The organism is Sphingomonas fuzhouensis, from assembly GCF_034659795.1.
In the GTDB taxonomy this organism is placed as follows: Bacteria; Pseudomonadota; Alphaproteobacteria; order Sphingomonadales; family Sphingomonadaceae; genus Sphingomonas; species Sphingomonas fuzhouensis.
The window spans coordinates 1,014,826-1,030,258 of record NZ_JAXSQY010000001.1 but is presented as its reverse complement, the minus strand read 5'-3'; the positions used below and the strand labels follow the sequence as shown (position 1 = coordinate 1,030,258).

Sequence of the window (15,433 nt, the reverse complement as noted above, 5' to 3'; positions counted from 1 at the left end):
CCGGACGGATTCAAGCCTAAGAAGGAGGCTTGGGGCTATCCCCTGAGCATAGGCTTATGTCCGTGTCCGAGATCATCACCGACGGCGGTCGGCGTCGTCACTGGGGTTCCACCGAGAAGCTGAGGATCGTTGAGGAAACGCTCGATGGTCGCGAGAGCATATCGGTGGTGGCGCGCCGCAATGGCGTGGCCCCGAACCTGCTGTACCGCTGGCGGCGGCTGATGCTGGAAGGCGGAAGCGTCGCGATCGTCGGCGACGATGACGTAACCAGCAACCGTCAGGTCCGTGAGATGGAAGCCCGCATCCGCGAACTGGAGCGCCAGCTCGGCCGCAAGACGCTGGAGGTCGAGATACTGAAGGAGGCGCTGGAGCGCTCGCGCCCAAAAAAAGCGAGCTTGCTCATGCACTCGCCGCTGCCGGAGACTATCCGGTGAGCCTGGTCGCCAGCACGCTCGGCGTCGGACGCTCGACGGTGTACGACCGCCTGACCGGCAGCACCAAGACGCGCGGGCCATACACGAAGGCCGACGACGCGGACCTGTTGCCCCGCATTCGCCAGATCGCCGCGCAGCGGCCAACATACGGCTACCGCCGCATCGCGGCGGTCCTCAATCGACAGCAGCGCGCCGAAGGACTGGTGCCGGTCAACCACAAACGCGTCTACCGCATCATGGCAGCCAACCGCCTGCTGCTGGCGCGGCGCTATACCGAGCGAACCGATTACGGTCATGACGGCGTCGTGGTGGCGATCCGCTCGAACCTGCGCTGGTGCTCGGACGGGTTCGAGTTCACCTGCTGGAACGGCGAGGTCGTGCGCGGCGCCTTTATCATCGACGCCCACGACCGCGAGATCATCGCCTGGCACGCCGTCACCAATGCCGGCATCAGCGGTTCGGACGTGCGCGACATCATGCTGGAAGCCGTGGAGGCCCGCTTCGGCGGTATGCGCACGGTCGCGCCGGTTGAGATGCTGTCCGATAACGGCTCGGCCTATACCGCCCGCGAAACGCGGACCTTTGCCCGGCAACTCGGGCTCAAACCCTGCTTCACCCCTGTCCGCAGCCCGCAATCCAACGGCATCTCCGAAGCCTTCGTGCATACCCTCAAACGCGATTACGTCCGCGTCTCGTCGCTACCCGATGCACTCACCGCGTTGACATCGCTTGCCGGATGGATCGAAGACTACAACGACAACCACCCTCATTCAGGGCTCAAAATGCGTTCCCCGCGCGAGCATCGCGCAATGGTTTCTGCAACCGCTTGAATCCGTCCGGCCAAACGGGGGCCAGATCACTTTTCGGAGCGCTTTATGGTCATCAATGGCCGACTTTGTTGGGGCCAGATGATCTGATGCGACAGGCACACAAGGCGATGTTGTAGAACTGGCGCTGGCGGCGGATGCTATGGCGAGCAGAAACATCTTTATCATCGACAGATGATGCAACCAGCGTGAGCCACACACAAGACAGCGCTCACGTTGACATAAAAGGCCGCGAATGGAGAGCGGAGCCGGAGCCGGATTAGCAGTCGATCCAGCATTCCCAATTGGGAAGGTCTGCCGCCACGATGGTACGCCGACGAGTGGGCTGTAGGCCGCCCAGGTGGCGCGTTTGCCCGAAATATGTTCCCAATTGCCTTTTCCCGAAATGCCCCATCGGACATGGAGTTTCGGGAAAGGGCGGGCCGTCTGAAAACCGGCGTGACCGAGCCCGCTGCTGGCGCAGCGGGTCCGGGGTCAGGAGCCGAGAGGTGATCGCAACAGCTGGGGCAGCGCTGCGCTGTTTGGATGGCTCCACGCTGCCCCCGCTGCTACCAGACAGTGTCATTTCTATCTGGCGAAGATTATGTCTTTTCTAAACTGCGGGAACAAGGAGCTGATCCTATGGATCGTCTGCTGACCATCATGAAGCGCCTGCGCGATCCGCATACCGGTTGCGAATGGGATGTCGCGCAGAGCTTCGAGAGCATCGCGCCCTATACGATCGAGGAAGCGCATGAAGTCGCCGATGCCATCGCGCGCGGCGACATGGCGGACTTGAAGGACGAACTGGGCGACCTGCTGCTCCAGGTCGTCTTCCACGCCCAGATCGCCGAGGATCAGGGCCAGTTCGCCTTTCCCGATGTCGTCGCGGCGATCAGTGACAAGATGGAGCGCCGCCATCCGCATATCTTTGGTGACGTTGCCGAGGGCGGCCATCACCTGTGGGAACAGATCAAGGCCGAGGAACGCCAGGCCAGGTCGGCGGGCGGGACGCTCGACGGCGTTGCACTCGGCTTGCCCGCGCTGATGCGTGCGGAGAAGTTGCAGAAGCGCGCGGCACGGGTCGGCTTCGACTGGCCCGATGTCGAAGGATCGCGCGCGAAGGTCGACGAGGAACTTCAGGAAATCGCCGAAGCCCCACCCGAGACACTGGCGGAAGAATTCGGCGATCTGCTATTCTCGGTCGTCAACTGGGCCCGCCACTGCGGCGTCGATGCCGAAGCGGCGCTCCGTTATGCCAATGGCAAGTTCGAGCGCCGCTTTCGCGGAATGGAAGCAGAAGCGGGCGACGCGTTCGCTGCGCTCGATCTGGAAGCCAAAGAAGCGCTTTGGCAGTCCGTCAAACGTCGCGACGGGTGAAACGGTCATAATCGGGTTCGGACAGGCGGACGTCATAGACCGCCTGGTCGCCTTCGATCACCTGATCCAGAACCTCGCCATGCGCATGGAGCCAGGCGGCCCCCGCCCCGTCACCGGCATCCAGCGTAACCCGGTAGCGACGATGCCCCGAGGTCAATGCGGCGGCGACCTGCTCGATCAGATCGTCAATGCCCTCTCCCGTCATCGCCGATACCGCGACGATATGGGGGCGACGTTCGGCCTCGATCAGCACGTCCTCGCGTGCGTCGCCTTCGATCAGGTCGATCTTGTTCCACGCCTCGAATCGCGGGGTTTCCGGGTCGACACCGATTTCGGTCAGCACAGCCTCGACATCGGCGCGCTGGGCTTCGCTGTCGGGATGGGCGATGTCGCGGACATGGATCAACAGGTCGGCGGACACCACCTCTTCGAGCGTCGCCTTGAACGCCGCAACCAGCTGCGTCGGCAGGTCCGAGACGAAGCCGACCGTGTCGGACAGGATCGCCTTGTCGATACCGGGCAATGAAATCTGGCGCAGCGTTGGGTCGAGCGTGGCGAAAAGAAGGTCTTTCGCCATGACATGAGCGCCCGTCAAGCGATTGAAAAGCGTCGATTTTCCGGCGTTGGTATAACCCACCAGCGCGATCACCGGCCAAGGTGCCCGCTGGCGGCGTTCGCGGTGAAGGCCCCGTGTCCGGCTGACCTGATCAAGCTCCCGCCGTAGCCGCGCCATGCGATCACGGATCATGCGGCGGTCGGCCTCGATCTGCGTTTCGCCAGGCCCGCCCAGGAAGCCGAAGCCGCCCCGCTGGCGTTCCAAGTGGGTCCAGCTGCGCACCAGCCGACCTGCCTGATAGTCGAGATGGGCCAGCTCGACCTGCAACCGCCCCTCGGCGGTCGCCGCACGCTCGCCGAAGATCTCCAGGATCAGGCCGGTTCGGTCGATGACCTTGGCCTCCAGCGCGGTTTCGAGGTTGCGCTGCTGCACCGGGGTCAGCGCCGCGTCGAATACGACGAGCTGCGCCTCTTCCATTCGCACCTGTTGCGCGACCTGCTCGACTTGGCCGCTGCCGATCAGCGTCGCGGGCTTGGGTGCGCGCACCCGTAACGCTATGCGCTCGACCACATCCAAGCCGATCGCCATGGCGAGCCCGGCAGTTTCCTCCAGCCGCGCCTCGGCATCACGCGCGGCATCGCCCTGATCGGGCAGGACGATGACCGTGCGGGCGCCACGAGCGAACTCCCCGCGATCGCGATCGAAGCCGGTACTCAATCCTCGGCCGATCCCGCCTGCTCTTCGGCCAAGTTCAGCGGGCGCGCCGGCTGAATGGTCGAAACGGCATGCTTGTAGACGAGTTGCGCCATGCCCTCACGCTGCAACAGCATGCAGAACAGATCGAACCCGGCAATCTGCCCCTGCAACATCACGCCGTTGATCAGGAACATGGTGACGGGGTCTTCGGACTTGCGCACCGCGTTGAGGAAGATTTCCTGCAAAAGCGGGTTCTTGCGCTGCTGTTCGTTCACGCCGTCGACGATCGCGGCAACGTCCAGCGGGCCCGAGGGCATGATGGTGGAGATGGCGTGCTTGTAGATCAGCTGCGACTGACCGTCGCGGCGCAACAGCACGGAAAAATTGTCGAACCAGGTGACGATCCCCTGGAGCTTGACGCCCTTGACGAGGAACATGGTCACCGGCGCCTTGGAGCGGCGCAGTGCATTCAGAAACAGGTCCTGGAGCGAACCCGATTTGTCGGCCATGGTCGAGCCCTTGTTCTTGGCGGGTCCGTGCCCGCGAGTAGCGCCGTTTCCCGGCGTCGGAATTGCGCCCGTGGACCGGGCGCCGCCGATATCTATGGTTTCCAGGGGCATTCGTCCAGAGGCACGCGATCAATCCTCGCGCGTCTCGCTGATCCCCAGCAGCTTCAGCTTGCGATGCAGCGCCGATCGCTCCATCCCGATAAAGCTCGCGGTCCGCGAGATATTGCCGGAAAAGCGTCGGATCTGGACGCGCAGATATTCGCGCTCCCAACTCTCACGCGCCTCTCGCAAGGGCGCCCCCATGATCGCTGTCGCCCCCCCGCCGCCCATATCGGCCCCCTCGCCCAGCACTTCGGCGGGCAGCAGGTCGAGGTCGATCCGCCCCACCCGGTCGCCCGGTGCCAGGATGATCGTCCGCTCGACCACGTTGCGCAACTGGCGGACATTGCCCGGCCAGTCATAGGATTGCATCGCCACCATCGCGTCGGGCGCGATCTCCGGCGTGCGGACCCGGCGCTCGGTGGCGTAATGCGCCATGAAATGCTCGACCAGCGGCGGGATGTCCTCGCGCCGTTCGGCCAGTGACGGGATGGTGACGGGCACGACGTTCAGACGATAATACAGGTCTTCGCGGAAGCGGCCTTCGGCAATCTCCTGCGTCAGGTCGCGTGCGGTGGCGGAGACGACGCGGACATCGACCTTGACGACGCGGATGCCGCCGACACGGGTAAAGCTCTGATCGGTCAGGACGCGCAGGATACGCGCCTGGGTCGCGATCGGCATGTCGGCGATCTCGTCGAGGAACAGGGTGCCGCCATGCGCCTGTTCGAGGAGACCGGTACGGACGAGGTCGCCCCCCTCCTCTACCCCGAACAGCTCTTCCTCGACGCGCTCCGGCGTCATACGCGCGGCGCTGACGACGACGAACGGCGCGTCCGCGCGATTGCTCCAGCCATGGAGCAGGCGAGCCGCCACTTCCTTGCCGACGCCCGCCGCGCCCATGATGAGCACCCGGCTGCCGGTCGCGGCGACCCGCTTCAGGGTGGCGCGGATGCCGTTGATCGCACTCGACGATCCGGTCAGGTCCGTCTCGCGCCCTGCCGATGCGCGCAGCGAGGCATTCTCACGCCGCAGCCTTTCGGTTTCGGTCGCGCGCGCGACCATCAGCAGCAGCCGTTCGGCCTCGAACGGTTTCTCGATAAAGTCGGCCGCCCCTTTGCGGATCGCCGCAACCGCCGTGTCGAGATTGCCATGCCCCGAGATGACGAGAACGGGGATCGACGGATCGCGCCGCTTGATCTCGTCGAGCAGTTCCAGCCCGTCGAGCTTCGACCCCTGCAACCAGACGTCGAGCAACACCAGCGACGGCCGCCGTACCGCCACCGCCTCCAGCGCCGAATCGCTGTCCGCCGCGACGCGGGCATCATAGCCCTCGTCCTCCAGCACGCCCGCGACGAGTTCGCGGATATCAAGTTCGTCGTCGACGACGAGGATGTCCAAAGCCATGATCTTTTTACGTCCGGGTACGAGTCAAAGCGGTGAGCTGGCCCTCCCCAGCCAGTTCGGGTTCGGCGCCCCCCTGATCCAGCGCCGCAAGGGCACCGGCATCGAACATCATCGATACGATGGTGCCGCCTGTGGGATTGTCGGAAAAGCCGATCGTGCCGGCATGTTCCTCAATGATCTTGTTGACGATCGCCAGGCCCAGGCCGGTGCCGCGCGCGCGCGTCGTCATATAGGGTTCGATGATCCGGTCGCGCTCGGGGGGCAGGCCGATGCCGTTGTCGGTCACGGTGATCGTGACCATACCCCCCTGGTGACCGACCGTCATCACGACCTTGCCCCCCGCCATGCCTTCTGGCCGGGATTCAATCGCTTCCACCGCATTCTTGACGATGTTGGTCAGCGCCTGGCTCATTTGCCGCCGGTCACAGACCAGGGTCGGCGCGGGCTCTTCCTGATGGAACTCGAAGCGGACTTCGGGATGCGCGACCTCATGCAGGAACATCGCCTGCGCACCAATGTCGGCGATCGCCTCTTCGCGAAACACCGGCTTGGGCATGCGCGCGAAGGAGGAGAATTCGTCGACCATCCGCCGCAAGTCGCCGACCTGGCGGACGATCGTTTCGGTCAGGCGGCCGAATGTGGGATCTTCGGGACCGACGACCTTGCCATATCGCCGCTGGAGCCGCTCGGCCGCCAGCTGGATCGGGGTCAACGGATTCTTGATCTCATGGGCGATACGGCGGGCGACATCCGACCAGGCGGCACGGCGCTGGTCGAGCAGTTGCTGGGTGATGTCGTCGAAGGTCAGGATGGGGCCGTCAGCGGTCTGCGCGATCCGCACCGCCAGCGTCCGCATGTCGCCATGCAGCGCCACCTGCACCGTCGCCTCGCGCCGTCCCTGGTCGAGCAGTTCGTCCAGTTCGGGGGCGACTTCTCCCAGTTTCCGGCCGACAAGGCCCCCCTGGTCAGCGCCTAGCAGGATATCCGCGGAGTTGTTGGCGATCCGCACCTGCCGATCGCGACCGACGGCCATCACGCCGGCCGAAACCCCCGCCATCACCGCTTCGATCAGCGCACGACGATTGTTCAGCTGCGCATTGGCGGTGACCAGCTCGGTGTTCTGCCGCTCCAGCTGACCGGTCATCTGGTTGAACGCATTGGCCAGCGTGCCGACCTCGTCACGGGTACGCGGATCGGGCACGCGCGCGGTCAGATCGCCGCCCGCGATTCGCCGCGCCGCATCAACCAGTTCCCCGACCGGCCGCACCAGGCGATCCGCAACCGCCAAAGCGATCCAGACCGCGATGCCGACGATCAGCAGGGCGATCGCGAACAGGACGAGGTTGAACTTCAGCTGGAGCGAACGCGCCCGGCCCTGGAGCGCGCGATAGTCGTCGAATACGTCCTCCGCCGCGAAATGCTGTTTGCTCAGGAACTCGGCGTTCACCGGCGTACCGATATAGAGCATCAGGCCATTGCCCTCGGGCAAAGGCGTGACCACCCAGACGCGCTGCTCGTTGATCCCGACCTCCGGACGGTTCAGCTTGCTCGCCTGCTGGATCATCTCGGGCGTCACCAACTCGCGGAAGGTGGTGTCCGACGGCTGGTTGAAGAAGTCGTAGAATTTGAACCCCTGTTTGGGGTCGTATGAGAAGAGGACCGACTCCACCGTATCGCGTACGACCGTCTGCTGGACGAGATAGTCGTGGAAATCGCGGCGGTTCTCACGAAGGGCGGGCAGATTTCGGCCCAAATCCTGCGACATGGCACGGCCGGTATCGACCCAGCGTTTGATGATCTGCTGCTGCGACTGGCGCGCGATGTTCATCGCATCGCCGAACGCCTTGCGCGCCCGGTCCGAAATCCAGAACTCGGCGGAGGACTGAAACAGGATCGAGGCGGTTACCACGGTCAGAAGGATCGGCACGCTCGCCGTCAGCGAGAACAAGGCGACCAGCCGGACATGCAGCCGCCCGCCGCCGCCGACCGCCGATTCGGCCGCACGACGCATCGCCACCCGCCGCCCGAGCAGCATCAGCAGAAGCACGCCGGGAACCAGGTTGAGCGCGAGCAGACCAGCCATCACCGGCGGCGCGATCAGGCCCTGCGCATCGTGGCGACTGTCGATATAGACATAGGTGCCGATCGCGATTGCGACCGCACCGAGGATCACGGCGATTTCCACAAGCGGGGTGACCGCGAAGCGAGAGCGCGGCCCTTCGGCAGGTTCAGCGAGCTTCACGGACGCCAACATCGTTGCAATCGTACAACGTCAAGCGTGTCCTGCAAGCCACAATTCGTGAAAATTATGCCACGGCCTCGCCACCCCCGTCATCGCCATTGACCGGGATGTTCAGCGTATCCAGACGCTTGCGCAAGGTATTCCGGTTAATTCCCATGGCCCTGGCGGCCCGAAGCTGATTGCCGCCATGGCGTGCCAGCATCGCTTCGATCAGGGGACGTTCGACTTCGCCGATGATCCGGTCGTAGAGCGTGCCGTCGTCCAGCGCCGCGGGGTGCGCCATCGCCAGCCGCGCGATATAGGCACGCACCGCCGCCGACAGGTCACCATCGGCGGCAGCGGCACCGTTGGGTGCGGACATGGACCGCGCCTCGCCCAGCATGGCGCGCACCGCATCTGCGTCGATCACCTCGTCCCGCGCCAGCACCGCGAGACGGCGCATCATATTCTCAAGCTCGCGAACATTGCCCGGCCAGTCATGCGTCACGAGCACGTCCAGGGCGTGCGTGTCGATCCGGCGCTTCGGTAGCCCCTGAAGCGCGGCATTCTCCAGGAAGTGACGGGCGAGCAGCGGAATGTCCTGCCGCCGTTCGCGAAGCGCTGGCAGGGCGATCGGCACCACGTTCAAGCGGTAGAACAGGTCTTCGCGAAACTGGCCCGACGCGACCTGCTGGCTGAGATCCCGGTTGGTGGCGGCAACGATGCGGACATCGGTGCGAATCGTCCGCGCGCCGCCGACCGTGGTGAACTCACCCGATTGCAGGACGCGCAGCAACCGGGTCTGTGCCTCCATCGGCATATCGCCGATCTCGTCGAGGAACAGGGTGCCGCCTGCCGCCTGCTCGAACCGCCCCGCATTGCGCTGAGCCGCACCGGTGAAGGCGCCGCGTTCATGGCCGAACAGTTCTGCCTCGATCAGTTCGCGCGGGATGGCGGCCATGTTGATCGCCACGAAGGGCGCGGCCCGGCGCGGCCCCAGATCATGGATCGCCCGCGCGACCAGTTCCTTGCCGGTCCCCGATTCGCCCGAGACCAGGACCGTCAGGTCGGTCGACACGACCCGCGCGATCACGCGGTAGACGGCCTGCATCGCCTGCGACCGCCCGATCAGCGGCAAGGCCCGGTCGTCCTCGCCAAGCCCATCCTCGACCAGCACCCCGCGCCGGGCCAGCGCGCCAGCGACCGCATTGGTCAGCGCATCGAGATCGAAGGGCTTGGGGAGATATTCATAGGCCCCCACCTCGGCCGCGCGAACGGCGGTGGTCAGTGTATTCTGCGCCGAAAGGATGATGATCGGCAGCGCCGGAAAGCGCTCTGCCACCCCCCGGATATGATCGATCCCGTCGCCATCGGGGAGGATGACGTCGGTGACGAGGATATCCGGCGCGCCGCCCGCCAGGATGCGATCCAGCCGCGCCAGCGTCTCGACCACCGTCACCTCATGCCCGGCACGGCGCAGTGCCTGGCCAACGACGGTACGGATCGCGGCGTCGTCATCGACGACCAGGACATGGCTCATGGATGTGCCCTTGGCAGAAGCAGGCGAAAGACCGTCATCTCGGGCGATCCCTCCCTGGCATATTGGATGATCCCGCTCATGTCGCGGACCAGCTTGTCGACCAGCGCAAGCCCCAGACCCTGGCCTTCGCGACGGCCCGAGACGAAGGGGTCGAACAGATGATCGGCGATATCGGCGGGTGCCCCCGGACCATTGTCGACGACGCAGATTTCGATCGGCAATGGCAGGCGCGGACGCCCCTCCCCCATGCTGATCGACATGCCGTGGCGATAGGCGGTGGTCAGGATGATCTGGGGGTTGCGCACCGCCCGCACTGCCTCCCGCGCGTTCTTGAGCAGGTTGATGACGATCTGAAGCAAGGCATCGCGATTGATCCGCGCCGGGGGCAGCGAAGGATCGAAACGCTCCTCGATCGCGATGCCTCGGGCGAACCCGGCCAGCGCCACGCCGCGGGCATGGCCGAGCAGCGGATAGATATTCTCGGACGCCAGCGGCAGCGGCCGAGTATCGCTGAAATCCTGCATGCGATCGATCAGCGCGGCGATCCGGTCAACCTCGGTCGTAATGAGCGTGGTCAACTCTCCGCCATTCAGCAATTGCGCGGCACCACGGATACCCGATAGCGGGTTCTTGATCTCATGCGCCAGCATCGCCGCCGCGCCCACCGCCGCGCGCGCCCCTGCACTCCGGTCCGACGCATGGGCAAGACGCCGTGAGGGCCCCGCGCTATGCAACGTGATCGCACGCCAGCCGGGATGGTCGGGGATTTGCGCCTCGACGAAATCGACGCGGATCTTCGGGCCATGTGGCGTGGCGATGACCGTGTCATAGACCGCAAATCCATGCCCGTCGCGGCTGCGCGGTGCATCGGGCGGCGGCAGGATCGCGGCCAAGGGCTGGCCGTTCATCAGCCGCTCCGACAGGTTCAGCAGCTGTTCGGCCAATCCATTGGCATGGGCGATACGGTCGTCGGGGTCGACCACGACCACCGCCACCGGCAGCGCGGCGAACAACGCCGCGAAGCCCGGTCGACCGTGGCGCGTGGGCTCAAGCGGCGGCAGCAAGCTCGATCTGCGGCAGGTAGAAGTCGCGCAGCATGGTTTTCACCCGATCCGCGCTGGCTTCCTGGTTCACCTTGTTGCGGAACTCGGCCGAGCCGTGCAGGCCGCGCGTGTACCAGCCGATATGCTTGCGGGCCATGTTGACGCCGGTCTCGGTGCCATAATGCTCCAGCATTGCATCATAATGCTCGGTCACGGCACGATATTGTTCGTCGAGGGCGGGGTCTTCGCGACGCTCGCCGGTCGCGAACCAGTGCATCACCTGTCCCAGCAGCCAGGGACGACCATAGGCCCCGCGCCCGATCATGATGCCGTCCGCACCCGACTGGTCGAGCGCCGCATCGGCATCGTCGATCGAGCAGATGTCGCCGTTCGCGATGACCGGGATCGACACCGCATTCTTGACGTTCCGGATGAAGGCCCAATCGGCGCTACCCTTGTACATCTGGTTGCGGGTGCGACCGTGCACCGTAATCATCTTTACCCCGAGATCCTCGGCGATGCGCGACAGTTCGGGGGCATTCAGGCTGTCATGGCACCAGCCCATGCGCATCTTCAGCGTCACCGGCACATCGACGGCCTTGACCGTGGCTTCGATGAGGGCCGCAGCCAGCTTCAGGTCGCGCATCAGCGCCGAACCCGCATCGCCGTTCACGACCTTGCGCACCGGACAGCCCATGTTGATGTCGATGATCGCGGCGCCACGATCGGCATTCAGCTTGGCCGCCTCGCCCATCTCATAGGGCGTGCAGCCGACCAGCTGCATCGACACCGGCTCTTCCAGCGGATGCCAGGCCGCTTTCTGGATGGACTGGCGTGTCTCGCGGATCGCGGCCTGGCTGGCGATCATTTCCGTCACGTTCAGTCCCGAGCCATAGCGGCGGACGAGCGTGCGGAAAGGCATGTCGGTGACACCGGTCATCGGTGCCAGCACGACGGGGCTATCGATCGTCACCGGACCGACCTGAATGGGGGCGAGATTACGCATCATACTGCCTGAAAATTAAGCAATCGCCATAGGGGAATAGGGCCGCCATGGCAAGATTGGCGGGCCCGGCCAAAAGCCGCTAGGCGAAGCCCATGAGCCAGAATGAAAAGATCGCCGCGCTGATCGTCGCGGCGGGCGGGGGCGCCCGCATGGGCGGCGGCGTGCCGAAGCAGTTTCGCGATCTGGGCGGACGGCCGATGCTGTGCTGGAGCCATGCAGCCTTCGCGTCGCATCCTGCGATCGATACGGTGCTGACCGTGGTGGCGGAGGAGCAGATCGATCATACGCGGTCGATCCTGCCCGATGGCTGGGTGGAAGCCGGTGGTGCCAGTCGCCGGGAGTCGGTCGCACGGGGACTTCGCCATCTGGCGCTGGCGGGCGTGACAAAGGTGCTGATCCACGACGCGGCGCGGCCTTTCCTCTCGGCGGACGTCATCGACCGCGTGCTGGCCGGGCTGGGGTCCGCGGACGGCGCGATGCCCGTCCTGCCCGTCGCCGACACGCTGGCCCGGTCGCATGACGAAGCCTTGGGTGAGGTCGTACCGCGTGATGGGGTGGTCCGGGTCCAGACGCCGCAGGGCTTCCACCTGCAAGCCGTGATCGCGGCACACGCCGCCTGGCCCGCCGAAGCGGAAGCGACGGACGATGCGCAGATGGTGCGACGGCTTGGCGGGCGCGTCGCTTTGGTGCAGGGCGATGCCATGCTCGAGAAAATCACCTATCCCGATGACATGACCGGAGCCGATATGCGCCTGACCTGGGAAACCCGGACCGCGATGGGCTATGACGTCCACCGCCTGGAGGATGGCGAGGAATTGTGGCTGGGCGGGGTGCTGATCCCGCATCACCAGGGGCTGTCCGGGCATAGCGACGCCGATGTGGCGCTCCATGCGCTGACCGATGCGCTGCTCGGCACGATCGCGGCGGGCGATATCGGCACCCACTTCCCCCCCAGCGACCCGCAGTGGAAGGGCGCCGAGTCGGGCCAGTTCCTCCAGCACGCCGCCAAGCTGATCGCCGACAAGGGCGGCCGGATCGATTTCGTCGACCTGACCATCATCTGCGAAGCCCCCAAGATCGGCCCGCACCGCGCCGCCATGGTCGGGCGGATCGCCGGGCTGCTCGGCATCGATCATAATCGTGTCAGCCTGAAGGCGACCACCACCGAACGGCTGGGCTTTACCGGGCGCGGCGAGGGTATCGCGACGCAGGCGGTGGCGACCGTTCGCCTGCCGGGCGGGGTGGCAGCATGAAGCGGCTGGGCCTGATCGTAGCGCTCGCTGCGCTGGCCGCGCCCGAGGTGGCGACGGCGCAGCGTGCCTGCATCACCACGCCCGAGGCGGAGGCCATGACCCTGGTCGCCATGCCCGACATCCTGCGCGAAACGGGCCGGGTCTGTGGTGCACGCCTGCCCGCGGGCAGCCTGATCCGGGGCGGCGGCTCACTGATCTCCAAATATGAAAGCGCCGCCGACCAGGCCTGGCCCGCTGCGAAGGCCGCGATCGTCAAGCTGTCCGATCCCGCGATCGATACGCTGCTTCAGTCGGACTATGCGCGCCCGCTGCTGACTTCGCTGCTCGTGCCCTTCATTGTCGGGCGGATCGGGCTGGAGGATTGCGGCACGATCGATCGACTAGTGACGCAACTTGCCCCCCTGCCCCCGCGCAACATGGCGGGCGTCGTCGTGACCGCGCTGCAATATCTGAAGACCGAAAAGGCTCGCGGGCGGCAGGTAGCCGTGCCCGACCTGCCGCTTTGCACCAACGGAAACTGATATGGATGTTCTTCTCCCCCGCGCGTTGATCGAACTGGCCGAACGCGTGGTCGTCGCCAACCGTGCGGCCGGACGCCGCGTGGCACTGGCTGAGAGCTGCACCGGCGGGCTCGTGTCGGCGGCATTGACCGAAATCCCCGGCTCGTCCGACGTGGTCGAGGCGGGGTTCGTCACCTATTCCAATCAGGCCAAGATCAATCTGCTGAACGTCAGCCCGGAGGTGATCGAAACCTTCGGCGCCGTCTCCACCGCCACCGCCTGGGGCATGGCGCAGGGCGCACTGGCGGCGAGCGACGCGGACGTGGCCGTCGCCATTACCGGCGTGGCGGGCCCCGGTGGCGGTACGGCGAAGAAGCCGGTGGGCACCGTCGTCTTCGCCCAGGCGCTACGTGGCGGCGACCCCGACGACGTGAAGGCCGAACGTCACGAGTTCGGCGATATCGGACGGGGCGGTATCCGGCTTCAGGCGGCGCTGTTGGCGCTGGAACTGCTGCTGCCGTAAAGCTTGGCGGCACGGTCTTCGAACGCGCCGATCATGCGGCGCAGGGCCGTGCCGAACACCTGCCCCGCCAGCATCTCGAACACCCGGTTCTTGAAGGCGAAGTCGACGGTGAAGTCGACTGCGCATCCCTGCTCCTCGGGCCGGAAACGCCAGTTGTTGCGCAGATATTTGAGCGGTCCGTCGAGATATTCGACGTCGATCGATCCCGGCCGCTCCTTGGTCACGCGGCTGGTAAAGGTCTCGCGCAGGCCCTTGAACCCGACGATCATGTCCGCGACCGTCTCGCCGGGCGTGTCCGACCGGACCCGCATCGCCGATACCCAGGGCAGAAACTCCGGGTAGCGCGCGACATCGGCGACCAGATCGAACATCTGCTCCGGCGTATAGGGCAGATGCCGTGTCTCGCTATGCCTGGGCATCAGCGAACGCTTGCGAGCTTTGCCTCGCGCGCGGCGCGCATCCGCTCGAAATCGTCACCCGCATGATAGCTGGAGCGGGTCAGCGGCGAGCTGGCGACCAGCAGGAAGCCCTTGGCCCGCGCGATCGCGGCATAGGCGTCGAACGCCTTGGGTGTCACGAACTCGGCGACCTTGGCATGGCGCGGCGTCGGCTGAAGATACTGGCCCATGGTCAGGAAATCGATATCGGCCGAGCGCATATCGTCCATCACCTGATGGACCTCCAACCGCTCCTCGCCGAGGCCGAGCATCACGCCCGACTTGGTGAAGATCGACGGATCGTGGCGCTTCACGCTCTCCAGCAGACGCAATGACGCATAATAGCGCGCGCCCGGCCGGATCGTCGGATAGAGCCTGGGGACCGTCTCCAGATTGTGGTTGTACACGTCGGGCCGCGCCTCGACGATCGACTCGATCGCCGCCTGCGCCTTGTTGCGGAAGTCCGGCGTCAGGATTTCGATCGTCGTATCGGGCGTCGTGCGGCGGAGCGCCTGGATCACCTTCACGAACTGCGAAGCGCCGCCATCGGGCAGGTCGTCGCGATCGACCGAGGTGACGACGATGTGCTTCAGCCCCATCTGCGCAGCCGCATCGGCGACATTCTGCGGCTCCATCGCGTCGACCTTGCGCGGCATGCCGGTCTTCACGTTACAGAAGGCGCAGGCGCGGGTGCAGGTATCGCCCAGGATCATGACGGTCGCATGCTTCTTGGACCAGCATTCGCCGATATTCGGACACGCCGCCTCTTCGCAGACGGTCGTCAGGCTCTTGGCACGCATCAGCTCGCGGGTGGCGGCAAACCCCGCGCTCGTCGGGGCCTTGACGCGAATCCAATCGGGCTTGCGCGCGCGCACCGGCGCGGCCAACGGTGTCAACTCGTTCATGCCCCGCGAAATAGCGATGCACTCGGCTCGACACAATGCCTGCTGGACGCGCCGCATAGCCGGAACAGACACACTTTGATATGGAACCGAAACGGCCCTGCTCGGGTTCGCCTGCTAC

14 protein-coding genes are annotated in these 15,433 nt (G+C 65.4%); 5 read left to right on the top strand and 9 right to left on the bottom strand.

Annotation, left to right across the window (positions count from 1 at the left end; translation table 11 throughout):
* Positions 1 to 56 precede the first annotated feature (56 nt).
* Positions 57 to 1,264 (top strand): IS3 family transposase gene (locus U1H82_RS04790; protein ID WP_322962882.1). Its coding sequence is split into 2 segments (ribosomal slippage): positions 57 to 381 and positions 381 to 1,264, totalling 1,209 coding nucleotides; the frame shifts between segments, so codons are not numbered across the junction.
* A gap of 618 nt (positions 1,265 to 1,882) precedes the next feature.
* Positions 1,883 to 2,620 carry a nucleoside triphosphate pyrophosphohydrolase gene (mazG, locus tag U1H82_RS04785; protein ID WP_322963753.1) on the top strand — a complete coding sequence of 246 codons (738 nt, stop codon included), beginning with the start codon at positions 1,883 to 1,885 and terminating at the stop codon, positions 2,618 to 2,620.
* Here mazG and hflX read toward each other — a convergent pair.
* From hflX to dusB, 7 genes are all read right to left on the bottom strand, one after another.
* Positions 2,601 to 3,893, bottom strand: coding sequence for a GTPase HflX (gene hflX, locus U1H82_RS04780; RefSeq protein ID WP_322963752.1), 1,293 nt, complete (start codon positions 3,891 to 3,893; stop codon positions 2,601 to 2,603). The two genes, mazG and hflX, sit on opposite strands and share 20 nt — an antisense overlap.
* Positions 3,890 to 4,492, bottom strand: coding sequence for an RNA chaperone Hfq (gene hfq / locus U1H82_RS04775; protein ID WP_322963751.1), 603 nt, complete (start codon positions 4,490 to 4,492; stop codon positions 3,890 to 3,892). The genes hflX and hfq overlap by 4 nt, the downstream gene beginning before the upstream one ends.
* A gap of 18 nt (positions 4,493 to 4,510) precedes the next feature.
* A complete protein-coding gene (gene ntrX, locus U1H82_RS04770) occupies positions 4,511 to 5,887 on the bottom strand; it encodes a nitrogen assimilation response regulator NtrX (protein WP_322963750.1) in 1,377 nt (458 codons plus the stop codon).
* Positions 5,888 to 5,894: 7 nt separating this feature from the next.
* Entirely contained in the window at positions 5,895 to 8,129 is a 2,235-nt protein-coding gene (locus U1H82_RS04765; protein ID WP_322963749.1) for a sensor histidine kinase NtrY-like, read from the bottom strand.
* Positions 8,130 to 8,193: 64 nt separating this feature from the next.
* Positions 8,194 to 9,648: a nitrogen regulation protein NR(I) gene (gene ntrC / locus U1H82_RS04760; protein WP_322963748.1), complete on the bottom strand. Its 1,455-nt coding sequence runs from the start codon at positions 9,646 to 9,648 to the stop codon at positions 8,194 to 8,196.
* Positions 9,645 to 10,712: a two-component system sensor histidine kinase NtrB gene (locus U1H82_RS04755; protein ID WP_322963747.1), complete on the bottom strand. Its 1,068-nt coding sequence runs from the start codon at positions 10,710 to 10,712 to the stop codon at positions 9,645 to 9,647. The genes ntrC and U1H82_RS04755 overlap by 4 nt, the downstream gene beginning before the upstream one ends.
* Complete coding sequence (gene dusB, locus U1H82_RS04750; protein ID WP_322963746.1) at positions 10,696 to 11,697, bottom strand: tRNA dihydrouridine synthase DusB; 1,002 nt, start codon at positions 11,695 to 11,697, stop codon at positions 10,696 to 10,698. The genes U1H82_RS04755 and dusB overlap by 17 nt, the downstream gene beginning before the upstream one ends.
* Positions 11,698 to 11,789: 92 nt before the next feature.
* Between dusB and U1H82_RS04745 the strand changes: the two genes are divergently transcribed.
* The 3 genes from U1H82_RS04745 to U1H82_RS04735 are packed head-to-tail and all read left to right on the top strand — an operon-like array spanning position 11,790 to position 13,973.
* The gene (locus tag U1H82_RS04745; RefSeq protein WP_322963745.1) at positions 11,790 to 12,950 is read left to right on the top strand and encodes a bifunctional 2-C-methyl-D-erythritol 4-phosphate cytidylyltransferase/2-C-methyl-D-erythritol 2,4-cyclodiphosphate synthase; all 1,161 of its coding nucleotides are present in this window, start codon (positions 11,790 to 11,792) and stop codon (positions 12,948 to 12,950) included.
* Positions 12,947 to 13,471, top strand: a complete 525-nt coding sequence (locus U1H82_RS04740) for a hypothetical protein (protein WP_322963744.1) — start codon at positions 12,947 to 12,949, stop codon at positions 13,469 to 13,471. Before U1H82_RS04745 ends, U1H82_RS04740 begins: the two co-directional genes overlap by 4 nt.
* A 1-nt stretch (position 13,472) precedes the next feature.
* The gene (locus tag U1H82_RS04735; protein ID WP_322963743.1) at positions 13,473 to 13,973 is read left to right on the top strand and encodes a CinA family protein; all 501 of its coding nucleotides are present in this window, start codon (positions 13,473 to 13,475) and stop codon (positions 13,971 to 13,973) included.
* Here the strand turns inward: U1H82_RS04735 and U1H82_RS04730 are convergent.
* On the bottom strand, positions 13,934 to 14,392 hold the full coding sequence (locus tag U1H82_RS04730) for a type II toxin-antitoxin system RatA family toxin (RefSeq protein ID WP_322963742.1): 459 nt from the start codon (positions 14,390 to 14,392) through the stop codon (positions 13,934 to 13,936). The genes U1H82_RS04735 and U1H82_RS04730 overlap by 40 nt on opposite strands.
* Complete coding sequence (gene lipA, locus U1H82_RS04725; protein WP_322963741.1) at positions 14,392 to 15,315, bottom strand: lipoyl synthase; 924 nt, start codon at positions 15,313 to 15,315, stop codon at positions 14,392 to 14,394. Before lipA ends, U1H82_RS04730 begins: the two co-directional genes overlap by 1 nt.
* Between the last annotated feature and the right edge of the window lie 118 nt (positions 15,316 to 15,433).